Below are 15,556 nucleotides of genomic sequence, written 5' to 3' on the forward strand. Positions count from 1 at the left end.
ATCTATTTTATTCTGTACAAAAATTAATTGCTTAAAACCTCGGATAACAGGTTAAACTTAGGAATATCAATATCGAATAATTCCTGTGTCTCCATGTTTTTAACCTGGTATTTTCCGCTCATGCTTCCTACCCCGGAACGGAGCATCACATTGGAAAAATAAGCGAAATTTTCGCCCACGGAGATCTCAGGGGTTAAACCGATTACACCGTCACCTATAATCTCGGTATATCCAAAACCTACGTCAAAGATCAGCCATTTTCTTTTGAGCACCTTAATGGGGAACAATCCGTCATTTTCAATGGTGATATTATACTTAAAGACATAGCGGTTTTCGGATGGATAACTGTTTTTACTATCATATTCAGGAATTACTGAAACTTTGATATTAGAGGTCATTTTTGAAAACATCATTTTGAGTATTTCCTTAATAAGTACAAAAATCTCGCCTTTTTAGGCGAGATTGTAAAGTTATATTATATTTTTAACAAAATTATAATCCAAGGCCTTTTCTTTCGTCACCTCCCATTAATACTCCAACAGGATTGTCGATACCTTCTTTTACCGCTACAAGGAATCCTACAGATTCTTTTCCGTCGATAATTCTGTGGTCATAAGACATGGCAACATACATCATTGGTCTGATAACAACCTGCCCATCAACAGCAACCGGTCTCTGGATAATGTTGTGCATACCAAGGATTGCAGATTGCGGAGGGTTGATAATTGGAGTAGACATCATAGATCCGAAAGTACCACCGTTGGTAATGGTGAACGTACCGCCAGTCATTTCATCAACTGTAATTTTACCGTCTCTTACTTTTGTAGCAAGGTCTTTGATATTGGCTTCAATTGCACTGAAAGACATATTTTCTGCATTTCTCAATACAGGAACCATTAATCCTTTAGGACCTGAAACCGCAATTGAAATATCACAGAAATCGTAGTTTACTTTGAAATCTCCGTCAATAGATGCATTTACATCCGGGTACATCTGAAGAGCTCTTGTAACCGCTTTGGTGAAGAAAGACATGAAACCAAGTCCTACACCGTGCTTCTGAGCAAATTCTTCTTTATACTGCTTTCTTAATCTGAAGATTTCAGACATGTCAACCTCGTTGAAAGTAGTTAACATTGCTGTTTCATTCTTCACAGAAACTAATCTCTGGGCAATTTTTCTTCTAAGAACAGAAAGTTTTGTTGTAGTAGTAGATCTTGAACCGGTAGCAGTAAGAGGATTTCCTCCTAATGCAGGAACAGCTGCTAATTCAGCATCAGTTTTAGTGATTCTTCCGTCTCTTCCTGTTCCTGTTACCTGTCCTGCATCCATTCCTTTTTCGTCAAGAATTTTCTTAGCAGCCGGAGATGGAGCTCCTGTAGCATAAGTTTGCGGAGCGGCAACCGGAGCAGCCGGCTTCGGAGCCTCTTGTTTAGCAGGTTCAGCAGCTTTCGGAGCTTCTTCCTGTTTTGGAGCTTCAGCAGCAGGTGCAGCACCTTCTGGTTTTGCAGCATCCATATCAATTAAACAAACTACCTGACCTACTTGTACTACATCACCTTCTTCTGCTTTTAAAGTGATGATCCCACTTTGTTCTGCAGGTAATTCCAGGGTTGCCTTATCTGAGTCTACTTCAGCGATAGGTTGATCTTTTTCTACATAATCACCATCTTTTACAAGCCAAGTTGCAATTTCAACTTCTGTAATGGATTCGCCCGGTGAAGGAACTTTCATTTCTAAAACTGACATATTGAGTATTTTTTATTTTTTAATTGATTATTATTTAAATTAAGCTGTTACAGGTCTTTTTACAGGAGCATCGTCTCTGTCGAAAACTCTGTTGATTACAGCATTCTGGTTCTTTTCAAACATTTTGTGGCTTCCCGGAGCAGGAGTACCGCTTGGTACCGGAGCAATAACTTCAATTCCTGTGTTTCTGAAGTTTCTCAGGATATAAGACCAGGCTCCCATATTTTCTGGTTCTTCCTGAGCCCATATCAATTGTTTTCTGTTCTCATATTTGCTGAAGATTTCTTCAATAGCATCTGTCTGAAGCGGATATAGCTGCTCGAATCTTACCAGTGCAATATTTTCACAGTTCAGTTCTTCTTTTTTCGCTAATAATTCGAAATACAGTTTACCTGAGCAAAGAACTAATTTTTCTACTTTTTTAGGATCTGCTGTAGGATCGTCCAAGATTGGCTGGAATGATCCTGTTGCAAAATCTTCAAGCGGAGAAACTACTTTCGGATGTCTTAATAAAGATTTAGGGCTCATTACCACCAATGGTTTTCTGAACGCCCATTTCAACTGTCTTCTTAACAGGTGGAAATAGTTGGCAGGGGAAGTAACATTAGCTACAACCATATTTTCATTGGCACAAAGGGTAAGGAATCTTTCCAGTCTTGCTGAAGAGTGTTCTGCCCCCTGTCCTTCTGAACCGTGAGGTAAAAGCATTACCAATCCGTCCTGAATTTTCCATTTTTCTTCTGCCGCAGCCAGATATTGATCTACAATGATCTGAGCACCGTTCACGAAGTCCCCGAACTGAGCTTCCCAGATCGTCAATGTATTAGGAGAAGCCATTGCATATCCATAATCAAAGCCTAAAACCCCGTATTCTGAAAGGTGAGAGTTATATACATCAAATCTGCTTTCTGAAATGTGTCTTAGCGGGATATATTCTTCTTCCGTATCTTCTGTTTTTACTACGGCATGTCTGTGAGAGAAAGTACCTCTTTCCACATCTTCTCCGGAAATTCTTACATTGTGTCCTTCCACAAGAAGTGTAGCATAAGCCAACCACTCTCCCAGCGCCCAGTCTAATGAATTTCCTTCAATAGCCTTGATACGGTTTTCGAAAAGTCTTGTAATTTTATTGATGAACTTTTTATCAGCAGGAAGCGTTGACATTTTAAGGGCAAGTTCTTTCAATTTAGCCAGGTCGTATTTTGTATCAACCGGTAACTGAACTGCTCCTTTTTTTCCGATCGGGTAGTTTACCCAGTCTTCAGCCATGAACACATCCATTACGTTTTTCTCGATCTCTTTGGAAGCATCAAAGTCCTTATCTAAAAGTGCTTTAAAGTCTACCTCCATCTTTTTGATGATATCGTTAGAAATTACACTGTCGTTGATTAATTTCTCTTTATAAATTTCTCTTGGATTCGGGTGCTTAGAGATTGCCTTGTACAGGTTAGGCTGAGTAAATCTTGGTTCGTCCCCTTCGTTATGACCATATTTTCTGTATCCTAAAAGGTCAATGTATACATCTTTTCCGAATTTTGCTCTGAAATCAGCAGCAAAGTGCATTGCATGAACCACTGCTTCTGCATCATCTGCATTTACGTGCATTACAGGAGATTCTGTAACTTTCGCAATGTCTGTACAGTAAGTTGAAGATCTGGCATCATGGAAGTTGGTGGTGAAAGATACCTGGTTGTTGACAACGATGTGTACAGTACCTCCTGTTCTGTATCCTTCAAGCGTCATCATCTGTGCCACTTCATAAGCAATCCCCTGACCTGCAATAGCACCGTCACCGTGGATGATGATTGGTAAAACCTTAGAATATTCTTTATACTTATCATCAACCTTTGCACGGCAGATCCCTTCTACAAGAGCTGCTACGGTTTCAAGGTGAGACGGGTTCGGGGTAAGGTTAATACAAACTTCTTCACCTGAAGCGGTTTTCACTTTCTTTGATGATCCCAGGTGATATTTAACATCTCCGGAGAATACGTCTTCTTCAAATTCTTTTCCTTCAAATTCTGAGAAGATCTGTTTGTATGATTTCCCGAAGATATTGGATAATACATTCAGTCTTCCTCTGTGGGCCATTCCTAATACCACTTCATCTACTCCCAGCTGAGAAGATCTTGAGATCAGCTGATCCAGAGCGGGAATCAATGTTTCTCCTCCTTCCAGTGAGAATCTTTTCTGTCCTACAAATTTGGTGTGAAGATAATTTTCAAAGGCTACCGCCTGATTTAATTTTAATAAGATTTCTGTTTTTTCGTTGGCAGAAAGACTTGGATGGTTTTCATTAACCTGAAGCCATCTTTTGATAAAATCTTTTTCTTCAACATTGTTGATGTGCATATATTCCACTCCGATAGAATCGCAATAGATGTTTTCCAGGTGCTTGATAAGATCTGCCAATGTTGCAGGTTCTTTCATCCCTGTTTCAACAGCACAGTTGAATTTGGTATTTAAATCTTCTTTAGAAAGTCCGAAATTCTCGATGTCTAAAGTAGGAGTGTAATGTCTTCTTTCTCTAACCGGGTTTGTTTTAGTGAACAGGTGTCCTCTTGTTCTGTAAGCCTCAATAAGGTTTACTACTTTGAACTCTTTTTTGATGTGTTCCGGAACTTCTCCGCCTGCTACGGCCTGAGAAATCTGCTGTACTGGTGCAGCGCTGGCCGGAGCCTGGGTGTATTGGATGTTATCGTCATCTCCGTAGTTCTCCAAAGCAAAATCGAAACCTTGAAAAAAGGCTTTCCATGATGGCTCTAAAGAATCCGGGAATTTTAAGTACTGTTGGTATAAATCCTCAATTAACTGAGAATGAGCTGCGTTTAGGAATGAAAATCTGTCCATTATTACAGTTTATCTATTATTAAAATTTATTTGTAGAATTAATCTTCAAATTTAATAAAAAAAACCGATTTGGAACAGCCTGAAGGCATTAAAAAAAATTATCGAAAAAATTATTTTTTTAAATTTACTTAAATACTGATAATGAGAGCTTAACATTCACTTCCTGCCCTTCTATCGGACGCTCAATGAAAGTCACACGAATATCTCCGAAGCGCATCTCGTCTTTTTTGGCTTTCTGAATCAGCTGCTGAATTGCCCTTATTCTGCCTTCGTAACTTCCTTTGTAGTATATGATGTAATTCTGAGACGGATTTACGGTTCTGAAATTAAAGTTATTATCCGTCACACCAATCTTCCTGGAAAGCGGGATTCCCAGAAAGTACGATATTTCTTTGTCTTTATAATTATCTGCATCCGTAATCAGCACCGGATATCCGAATTCATCATCTTTTTTACCCAGATCCATCGTTACATAATTGTAGACTTTGCTGTAGTTCATGACGATATTTTTGTACAGTGCATCTTTTTTGTTCGATGCACTTACATTGGTTCCCAAAAGCACTTTATCTTCTTCATTTTCCACCATAAGGCTGTCATATTTGATGGAAGCCATCTGATTGTCTTTTTCTACCTTATTACCCAGAACATTTTTCAGATTGACCATGCTTTTATTGATATTTTCAGCAAAACGGTCCTCAGTCCAGAAATTCTCAACCCTTCTGAGAACAGAAAGCTTGGGAGTATGTACATTCCAGATAATTCTGGTTTTTTCAGCGGAAACAGCTTTGAACTTCACTTCTACCACTGTAGGATTTTCATTACGGTCCTCAAAAAGCTGATATCTTAACGATCTGTTAGGATTTTCATAGCGGATGAACATTTCTCCGTCTGTATCATTTTTAGGGTCTACATAGCTGATAGCGCTCCCCTGTCCTTCATAGGGAGTGTAGTAATCAATATCAATAGACGGCGAACTTGTAAAAAAGTTATTCCATCGGGTAAAATGCTGCAGATTATTAAACTGGGAAAAGACTTTATCAAGGGGATAATCAATCTCTTTTTCAATTTTAAAATCTTTATTTTCATCCACAAAATAATACATGGAAGCAGCATAAGCTCCAACCAGAAGAACAAGAATTACGGCTGTTATTTTAAAAAAACGCATCACACAAAAGTAATACAAATAAAAAAAGTGACCAATAAGCAGATCATTTTGTAGTATAAATTGTAGTATAAAAACAGCTCAAAAATATTCTTTTAAGCTGTTTTATATCAATTTTTCAGGCAGCAGGGGTTCTTTTATTATTTTTCAGCTATTATTTATAATCTGCTTTAATTTGCAACTGATCAAACCATTGTCCAAAAGTTACTCTAACATTTCGCCCTGAGGCACACACTGCATATCCGGTCATATCAAGCCGGTAGGTTCCAGCAGGCAGATCAATCATAGCGGTTGATGTATTGTAGGTATAGCCATTGAGAATGGTATTACTAGTTGCACCATTGGTATAGTTACTTGCGCCATATCCAAAATTGTCCTGAATAATTGTATTTGTTACCGTATTAGTTACTTTAAGGCTTGTTTGTGCAAGATAAAAAGCTGAATCTGTAAGTCTTACCCCTGACGTATTCAAAAAACCTGAAGATACACTGTAAGAGATAGTAATTATTGCCGGCCTTGCTATAGTAAATGTTGTATTATAAATATTACCTGTCCCGGTACTGATTGCTGTGTTTCCTGCAGTAGTACTTACACTAACTCCGGTGTTACTGATAAAGTCATAGTTGGCAAAAAGCAGTTCTGAAGATTTTCCCTGATAGATATCCCCTGTAGTATTATCAATCACTAAAGGAACGGTACCGGAAGAAGGAACTGTAGAAGTAACAACCGGTAAAGTAGTTACTCTTATAGGCGCTGAAGCAGCATTCACTTCCAATGCTCTGCTTGGTGCAGTAGTCCCTATTCCAACCCTGTTCCCCGAAGCATCTACGGAAAGGGTAGTTCCGTCCACTGAAAAGGCATTGGCTGAGGTTCCGGTAAAGGCTAGCGTATTGGCTCCCTGTGTTACGGTTCTGTTGCCGGTAAGGGTTCCATCGGTGTTATAAATATTCGTGTTGGTATCTACAGGGGCATTTACCCAGGTCGGGGCTGCTCCAGGACCACCGGAAGTAAGTACCTGACCTGCTGTTCCTGCACTTCCTGCCGTTGTGGCATTACCGCCTACGTTAAGCTCATTAGTAACCTGAAGGCTTCCGTTTACATGCTGGGTTCGCTGAGGTGTGGATGTTCCTACCCCAACCCTGTCATTTTGGGTGTCAATTGAAAATAATGATCCGTCAACACTAAACTGATTAACAGAAGGTGTTGTAACTGTAAACCCTAAGGTCTTATCATTCATTGCCACAATACGATTAGCCTGCAGGGTACCGTTGTTGGTATAAATATTATTCACTCCAGAGCCGGAGCCTGCGGACATCCTCTGCCATAAAGTTCCGTCAAAATAATAATATCCTACTGTTGTAATATTAACCGTTTTCCCTGATGGGGTAGCATTAGAGGCATCCGTTACATAAATTAAAGTCCCGGTCTGGGCTATTGTGTAAGCAGAAGATTTTTGATTAAGGTCCAAAAGCGTTAAACGTGGAGAGATAAGCCCTTCAGGTGTTCCTGCTGTTGCTCCTGTTGTCTTTGAAGTCACATCAAGCGTTGCCGCCGGTGAAGAATTGTTGATTCCCACCTGGGCTTTTGGAAGAAAAATGCCTCCCAAAACCACCAGCAAAATAATTTTTTTGTTCATCTTTTGAAGATTTTATTTGATATCGCAAAATTACAAACATAAAAAGCCAGCAACAAAAAAACCAACAAATAAATAACTGAAATACAATACGTTACAAATTTATTGTATTTAAAATTTAAACCTTAAAGATTAAAAAAATTAAAAATATGCATAACAATATTAAAAACACAAATCAAATCAATACAACATACAAGCATCATAGAATATTATACAAAATATTTGATCTTGACTCAAACAGGATTTTTTTCATATAAGATAAATCATTCATTGAAATTTATTCTATAAATGAACGTTAAAAAAATGAAAAAACAGATTATTTTTTAATCTCAGATAGTTAAAACGACCCTATATTTATAAAATTTGAATATTTTTTCATCTATAAAAATAAAACAGACCACCAGAGGCAGCCTGTAAACACGTTTCAATATGATAAAAAATTTAAAATACTTCAACAACCTGGGAGAGCTCGTTGTTACCACTAACCGAAATAAGATTCATCTCATATCTGTACATTTTATCGGTGACTGGATCATATATTCTGATAATATTTAATTCATTAACCTGCCCAATAACAGTACTCCCCGCAATATTCGCAAAAGTGCCGTTGGCCGTTCCTGAACTTGACGCTACAAAATATCCATTTGATGACCAATGTTCTGTTACAAAGGAATTGTATGCCCTGCTTCCGGTTCCCGTAAAACGAATCTGAATAACATTTCCTGTCGTTACACGGAATTCAAAATCTCCAACATTAAGCACCGGTACATTGGATTGAGACTGTAAAGGAGTTTTAAAGACCTTGCTACCTGCTGTCTGGCTTATGGCCTGTAACTGAACCCATACTGTTCCATCAAAATAATAAGATCCGGGAGAGGTAACATTCACAGTCTGTCCGCTGGGGGCTGTATCTGCAGCTGTTGCATATACAATAGTACCGGCATGAGAAGCCGTATAGGTTTTGGCTCTCAGCTGGGCCCCGGTAATTCTTGGCGGGATAATCCCGTCAAATCTGGAAGTATTAGCGGGCTCACCTGCAACATCTAATGTTGCCAGAGGAGCTGTTACAGTTATTCCCACCCTGTTATTCACGGCATCTACACTAAATGTTGAGCCATCAACATTAAAGTGGCTGGTCCCCGTAGTGGCCGTACTGTTGAAAGAAAGCGTATTGGCTCCCTGTGTTACGGTTCTGTTGCCGGCAAGGGTCCCGTCACTGGTATAAATATTATTTGAATTATTAATTATTCTTTGCCATACGGAACCGTCAAAATAATAGTAACCTGTGGTTATAATATTAACCGTTTTCCCTGATGGGCTAGCATTAGAGGCATTTGTTACATAAATTAAAGTCCCGGTCTGGGCTGCTGTGTAAGCGGAAGATTTTTGATTAAGGTCCAAAAGCGTTAAACGTGGAGCGATAAGCCCTTCAGGTGTTCCTGCTGTTGTTCCTGTTGTCTTTGAAGTCACATCAAGCGTTGCCGCTGGTGAAGAATTGTTGATTCCCACCTGAGCTTTTGGAAGAAAAATTCCTTCCAAAAAAACCAGCAAAATAAATTTTTTGTTCATCCTTTGAAGATTTTATTTGATATCGCAAAATTACAAACATAAAAAGTCTGCAACAAAAAAACAATCAAATAAACAACTGAAAAACAATAAGTTACAAATTTATTTTATTTAAAATTTAAACCTTTAAAGATTAATAAATTAAAAATATACAAAGCAATATTAAAAACACAAATCGAATTAATATAATTCGAAAATATCATAGGATATTATACAAATTATCTGATCTTGACTAAAACAGGATTTTTTTATACAAAAAAAATCATTTATTAAAATTTATTCTATAAATAAACATTTAAAAAATGAAAAAACAGACTATTTTTTTATCTCAGATAGGAGAAATACAATATATTATATTTAATATTTAGAAAATTTTGGATATTTTTTCATCTATGAAAACAAAACGGACCATCCGGGGACAGTCTGATCAATAATAAAAAAGTGACCAACATATTGATCACTTTAGTAGTATATTTTAACGTATATCTCTGTTTCAGAGAAATTAATTACACAAAATTTTGAAACCGTTTATGAAAATCCTTCTATCCGATGTGTGTCCCCGGCGGAAGTACCGCGCCTTTTTTCACCACTACAATACCGTCCTGAACAGAGTGAGTTCCATAGTCTCCATCAGGAATATGTTTCCCACCGATGATTTTAACATTATCTCCGATATAGCAGTTTTTATCCAGAATGGCTTTTTCAATGTAACAGTATTTACCGATTCCCATATTTGGACGGCCGCTTCTGTCATTCAGTACAATTTCTGTGGTATTCTGATAGAAATCTGCTCCCATCACATAGGAATTTACGATGGTACTTCCTTTGTCAATTCTTGTTCTGTTTCCAATCACGGAGTTTTCAATTTTATCAGCCATGATGATGCATCCGTCTCCGAAAACGGCTTTGCTTACATAAGAACCATTGATCTTGGATGGCGGAAGCATTCTCGCTCTGGTGTAAATAGGCGATGAACCGAAAAGATTAAACTGAGGGAGATCCTGGCACAGATCCAGATTGGCTTCGTAGAAAGATTCAATCGTTCCGATATCCGTCCAATAGCCCTCGTACTGATAGCTCAATGTTTTATATTTCCCGATGGAGCTCGGGATAATATCTTTTCCAAAATCATCACCAGCTCCTTCTTCAAACATTTTTTTCAGAATATTCTTGGTGAATATGTAAATACCCATCGAAGCCAGATATTCTTTTCCTCTCCGCTTATTTTCTTCTGAAACCTCAGATTTTAAGCCATCCAGCATATCATAATCCGGCTTTTCATAGAAGGACGTAATATTACCGTCATCGTCTGATTTTAAGATTCCGAAACCAGTGGCATCTTTGGCAATTACGGGAATCGTCGCAATCGTCAGGTCACCTCCGTTATCAATGTGGAAATCCAGCATTTCCCTGAAATCCATCTGGTAAAGCTGGTCTCCGGAAAGGATCAGAATATAGTCATAATCATATTTTTCAAGATGTTTCATGGACTGACGCACAGCATCTGCTGTTCCCTGATACCAGCTGTCGTTTTCAACGTTCTGTTCCGCAGCCAGGATATCAACAAAACCTTTGCTGAAAATGTCAAAATGATATGAATTTTTGATATGGGAATTTAAAGATGCTGAATTAAACTGCGTTAATACCAGAATCTTATTCAATCCGGAGTTCAGGCAGTTTGAAATAGGAATATCCACCAGCCTGTATTTCCCCGCAATAGGAACTGCCGGTTTTGATCTGGAATAGGTTAATGGAAATAGCCTTGTTCCTCTGCCTCCTCCTAAAACTATGGAGATTACGTTTCGTTTCATAAATTATATTGCGTTTTTATTTAGTTCTACAGTTCTCCGGATATTTATGCATGTATATGCTGGCTATCCCTGCCGTTTTTAGTTATTATATAAAGCTATGTATTTTTCCGCAGATTTCTCCCATGCAAAATCAAAACTCATATTGGCATGAATCAGATTTTCCATTGCCCCTTTCTGATTATATACTGCCAGAGCCCTGTTCATCGCATGAACAACATCATCCACACCGGGATAGGTGAAATTCAGACCTGCTCCGCCTGTTGAAATATCTTCTACCGTATCTTTCAGCCCTCCGGTATATCGTACTACCGGAACTGTTCCATACCTCATGGAATACATCTGGTTTAATCCACAGGGCTCTACTCTAGACGGCATCAGCAGAAAATCTGCGGAAGCATAGATCTTATGGGAAAGATGTTCTTTATATCCAAGATCCAGAGCAAAATTGGTATAGGTATACTCGTATTCTTTAAGCTTATTTTCAATATAGGTATTTCCTGAACCTAAAATCATAATATTTAAAGCGCCATAACTCTGCTTAATACTTTTCCAGACCACATCCGGTAAAAGATCAGCTCCTTTTTCCGTAGCAAATCTTCCGATAAAAGCGAATAGCGGCAGTTCGGGTTTCAGGCCATATTCTTTGCAGAGCTTTTCTTTATTCTTTTTCTTTTGAACTGCTGCATTTTTGATATTGAAATTAAAATCCAGCATCGGATCTGTTTCCGGGTTCCATACTTCCGTGTCAATTCCGTTGATGATTCCGTATGCTTTTCCGAATTCTTCACGAACAAGGCTTTCCAGTCCTCTGAAACTGACAAAAAGCTCTTCAAGATATCCTTCAGAGACCGTTGTAAAGGCATTGGAACATTTAATCATGCTTGCCAATGGGTTCATAAAGCTATTCCAGTCCATCAGACCCCATTTATACGCATCGAAAGCCGGCATATAATTCGCCATATTCCAGCTCATCATTCCCTGATATTCACCATTATGTATGGTACCAATCGTTTTCACCCCTTTTAAAAATTTAAATTCAGGGCAATGCTCAATCATAAACGGAACGAGCCCTGTATGATAATCATGGCAGTGCAGAATATCCGGGCGGATCTCCATGGCAGACAGCCAATGAAGAATACCATGCTGAAAAGCCAGAAACTGGAAACTTTCATCCTGATACCCGTAAGGGTTTTCCCTATCCAGCAGTCCCGGAATTTTCACCATATACAGCTCAAATCCCAGCACATCTGTTTTTTCTCTCATGACCTGAACCTGCAGCATATTAGCTCCCTGATGAATAAATCCGTCAAAAACGACCTCAAACTCATGATCATAAACAAAGGATTTATTATACCAGGGCATTACGACTTTGGCATTGATTCCTTTTATTTTATTCTGATATTTGGGCAGGGCTCCCACAACATCAGCCAGGCCGCCAACTTTGGCTACCGGATAGCATTCTGTACTTAAATGATATATTACCATAGTTTTATTCCTTTCTTTATTTCAGGATGAGGTTATTCTTTTTTATGCTTAATTCTGTGCAGCTTGTATTTTTTATCTTTACGAAGTCTCAAAACAATTCCTGCCAAAGGAGGCAGCTTCACGGTTATGGATTTCGGGAATCTCATCCATTCTTCATATTTTTCATTGAGAATTTCTGCTTCTATGCCGCTTCCACCATACTTTTCATCATCCGAATTAAGAACGGTTTCCCAATGTGTCCCTGCATTCACGCCAATCCTGTATTCCATAATACGGGGAGTGAGGTTGAGGACAATCATCAGCACATCATCCCTTCTTTTTCCTTTTCTGAGATAAACGTATACTGAGTTTTCGAGATCATCTGCTTCTACCCATTCAAACCCGTTTTTATTAAACTGGTTTTCGTACAGTGAAGATTCTTTCTGATATAGATGGTTGAGGTTTTTCACCAGTTGCTGAAGACCTTTATGAACAGGATATTCCAACAGGTGCCAATCCAGGCTCCGTGTAAAATTCCATTCTCCCGTCTGCCCGAATTCATCGCCCATAAAAAGCAGTTTAGCCCCCGGATGAGTGTACATGTATACATACAAAGCACGAAGGTTGGCAAATTTCTGCCATTCATCACCCGGCATTTTATAGATGAGGCTTGCTTTTCCATGCACCACTTCATCATGGGACAAAGGCATCATATAATTTTCATTATACATATACATAGAAGCAAATGTCAGCTTATGGTGATGGTATTTCCGATTAGCGGGATCTTCTTTGAAATAATCCAGGGTATCATGCATCCAGCCCATCATCCATTTCATTCCGAATCCTACTCCATCCTCATGAACCGGTTTTGTAAGCAGAGGAAAATCTGAGCTTTCCTCAGCAATCGTCATAATGTTATTTCCGAATTCTTTATAAACCGCTGTATTAAATTCCTGTAAAAAAGCTTTGGCCTCAAGGTTTACATTTCCGCCATATATATTAGGTTCCCACTCTCCTTCATTTCTTGAATAATCCAGGTGAAGCATAGAGGTTACGGCATCTACCCTGAGCCCGTCAGCATGATAACGGTCCAGCCAGAACATGGCATTGGAAATCAGGAAAGATTTCACTTCATTTCTTCCGTAATTAAAGATATGAGATTTCCAGTCGGGATGAAAACCTTTTCGCGGGTCTTCATGCTCATAAAGGTAAGTACCGTCAAAACGGTGAAGACCGTTGGCATCTCCGGGGAAATGAGAAGGAACCCAATCCAGGATAACCCCGATATTATTTTTGTGAAGCTTATCAATCAGGAACATCAGGTCCTGTGGAGAACCAAATCTTGAAGTTGCCGCGTAAAACCCCGTAATCTGGTATCCCCAGCTTGGATCATACGGGTATTCCATAACAGGCATGAATTCCACATGAGTGAAACCCATTTCTTTGATATAAGGAACCAGTTTTTCAGCAATATCACGGTAATTCAGAAAACGTTCCGGATTATTCCCTTCTCTGACCCACGAACCAAGATGAATTTCATAAACTGATAAAGGAGCTTCCAGACTGTTATTTTTTCCTCGATTTTCCATCCAGTGTTCATCATTCCATTCATACCATGTTGTTGAAACCAATGATGCCGCCTGAATATTCTGCTCCCAGCTCAACGCATAAGGATCACTCTTTTCCAGGATTTCACCTCTTGCCGTTTCAATAGCATATTTGTATAAAGTTCCCCAGCTAAGTCCGGTAATAAACCCTTCCCAGATCCCTGAACCATCCCAACGCGGGAATAAAATGTGATCTTTATGGTTCCAGTTATTGAAATTACCAATCACAGAAACTTTTTTGGCATTGGGAGCCCAGACCGAAAAATAAACTCCTTTTACTCCGCCTTTTTCCACCGAATGCGCTCCGAATTTATCATACAGCTTATAATGTCTTCCTTCCTTAAAAAGGTAGATATCATGATCAGTAAAAAGCGTATATGTTTTAACAGAGTTCATCAAGACCGGACTGTATTTAATTTTTCTTTGAAACTACAAAAATTCCCACCAACAACCGTTAATTATTAATCAAATAATTATTATGTTAATTTCTTCTTCGGCACTTCTACCAAATATATCACATTTTCTATTATTTTTTTTAAGGTTTTAAAACAATCTTTTTTATAAATTTAGCTGCCAATTTTATTAAACACGCATGATGAAGTTTGAACTTTATACTGACGAAACCGACGACAGAACGGTATACATTACAGGAAATTTCAACAACTGGAACCCCAAAGACCCAGACTATCAGCTCAAACAGCTTGATCCGAATACTTACAGCATAGAGATTGACAGCCGGCTCCTGCCGGATACCATAGAGTATAAATTCACCAAAGGAGGCTGGGAAAATGTAGAGCTTGATCAATACGGAAATATAACCCCCAACCGGAAAGTTGAAAAGTCGGCAGGAAAAGCTTCCGATACTATAGAAAAATGGAGGTTCAACTGGGGTCCATTTAAAAAAGAATTTTTCCCCATTGCCGAAGTAATCTCCGAGAAATTTTATATTCCGCAGCTTGACCGATACCGTAAAGTATGGGCCCTTTTACCTTATGATTATTATATTTCTGATAAAAGCTATCCTGTGCTTTACCTTCAGGATGCTCAAAACTTATTCAATGAAGGAAGCGGTTACGGAAACTGGGAAATAGACAAGAAACTCTCAATCCTTGCAGAATACGGCCGGGGCGATGTTATTATTATTGCCATTGAACACGGAAGTGAAGACCGCATTAAGGAATACATTTTTGATAATGACAATATAGCCAACGGATCGGAAGGCAAAAAATACATCCGTTTTATCACTGACACCTTAAAACCTTTTGTAGACGGAAACTACCGGACAAAAAAAGACCGTGAGAATACCGGAATAGGCGGCAGTTCGCTGGGCGCCCTGATAAGCATCTACAGCGGCTTCCTTTATCCTGAGGTTTATTCTAAACTGCTGATCTTCTCTCCTTCGCTTTGGGTTGAGCCCAACAACAATTTCCCGATGATGAATTTCAGGGTGCCTTTCAGAACAAAGATCTATCTGTACGGAGGCGGACAGGAAGGCTCGAAAATGGTCAAGAGGATTCATATTTTTGAAGAATATCTGAAAAGATGGGAAAAGAAGAATCTTTTCGATTTTGAATTCAGAACCAGCGTAAATCCGGAAGGTACTCACAATGAGTTTTACTGGTCCCAGGAATTTCCCAGAGCTATTGAATGGCTGTTCTACGATAACAAAGAAAATCCTGCTGAGGTAAAACCGCAGCAACAAAGCATTAAAAATTAA

10 protein-coding genes are annotated in these 15,556 nt (G+C 38.8%); 1 reads left to right on the forward strand and 9 read right to left on the reverse strand.

The features are described 5' to 3' along the window. Window positions 1-23: 23 nt before the first annotated feature. The 9 genes from apaG to glgB all read right to left on the reverse strand — a co-directional run bounded on the left by apaG (window position 24) and on the right by glgB (window position 14,235). The gene (gene apaG / locus AOB46_RS13210) at window positions 24-398 is read right to left on the reverse strand and encodes a Co2+/Mg2+ efflux protein ApaG (RefSeq protein ID WP_241489210.1); all 375 of its coding nucleotides are present in this window, start codon (window positions 396-398) and stop codon (window positions 24-26) included. Window positions 399-492: 94 nt separating this feature from the next. Further along, window positions 493-1,746 carry a 2-oxoglutarate dehydrogenase complex dihydrolipoyllysine-residue succinyltransferase gene (gene odhB, locus AOB46_RS13215; protein ID WP_062700101.1) on the reverse strand — a complete coding sequence of 418 codons (1,254 nt, stop codon included), beginning with the start codon at window positions 1,744-1,746 and terminating at the stop codon, window positions 493-495. A 39-nt stretch (window positions 1,747-1,785) separates the two neighbouring features. Then, window positions 1,786-4,596: a 2-oxoglutarate dehydrogenase E1 component gene (locus tag AOB46_RS13220; RefSeq protein WP_062700103.1), complete on the reverse strand. Its 2,811-nt coding sequence runs from the start codon at window positions 4,594-4,596 to the stop codon at window positions 1,786-1,788. Window positions 4,597-4,720: 124 nt separating this feature from the next. Then, complete coding sequence (locus AOB46_RS13225) at window positions 4,721-5,761, reverse strand: SRPBCC domain-containing protein (RefSeq protein ID WP_062700105.1); 1,041 nt, start codon at window positions 5,759-5,761, stop codon at window positions 4,721-4,723. A gap of 151 nt (window positions 5,762-5,912) precedes the next feature. Further along, the gene (locus AOB46_RS13230) at window positions 5,913-7,394 is read right to left on the reverse strand and encodes a hypothetical protein (protein ID WP_062700107.1); all 1,482 of its coding nucleotides are present in this window, start codon (window positions 7,392-7,394) and stop codon (window positions 5,913-5,915) included. 438 nt (window positions 7,395-7,832) lie between these two features. Next, complete coding sequence (locus AOB46_RS13235; protein WP_062700109.1) at window positions 7,833-8,960, reverse strand: hypothetical protein; 1,128 nt, start codon at window positions 8,958-8,960, stop codon at window positions 7,833-7,835. A 539-nt stretch (window positions 8,961-9,499) separates the two neighbouring features. Then, the gene (locus tag AOB46_RS13240; RefSeq protein ID WP_062700111.1) at window positions 9,500-10,768 is read right to left on the reverse strand and encodes a glucose-1-phosphate adenylyltransferase; all 1,269 of its coding nucleotides are present in this window, start codon (window positions 10,766-10,768) and stop codon (window positions 9,500-9,502) included. Between the two features lie 78 nt (window positions 10,769-10,846). After that, window positions 10,847-12,253, reverse strand: a complete 1,407-nt coding sequence (locus AOB46_RS13245) for a glycogen synthase (protein ID WP_062700114.1) — start codon at window positions 12,251-12,253, stop codon at window positions 10,847-10,849. A gap of 32 nt (window positions 12,254-12,285) precedes the next feature. Further along, window positions 12,286-14,235, reverse strand: coding sequence for a 1,4-alpha-glucan branching protein GlgB (glgB, locus tag AOB46_RS13250; protein ID WP_062700116.1), 1,950 nt, complete (start codon window positions 14,233-14,235; stop codon window positions 12,286-12,288). A gap of 199 nt (window positions 14,236-14,434) precedes the next feature. Between glgB and AOB46_RS13255 the strand changes: the two genes are divergently transcribed. Next, on the forward strand, window positions 14,435-15,556 hold the full coding sequence (locus AOB46_RS13255) for an alpha/beta hydrolase (protein ID WP_062700118.1): 1,122 nt from the start codon (window positions 14,435-14,437) through the stop codon (window positions 15,554-15,556).

Origin of the sequence: Chryseobacterium indologenes (assembly GCF_001295265.1) — a bacterium.
Classification (GTDB): Bacteria; Bacteroidota; Bacteroidia; order Flavobacteriales; family Weeksellaceae; genus Chryseobacterium; species Chryseobacterium indologenes_A.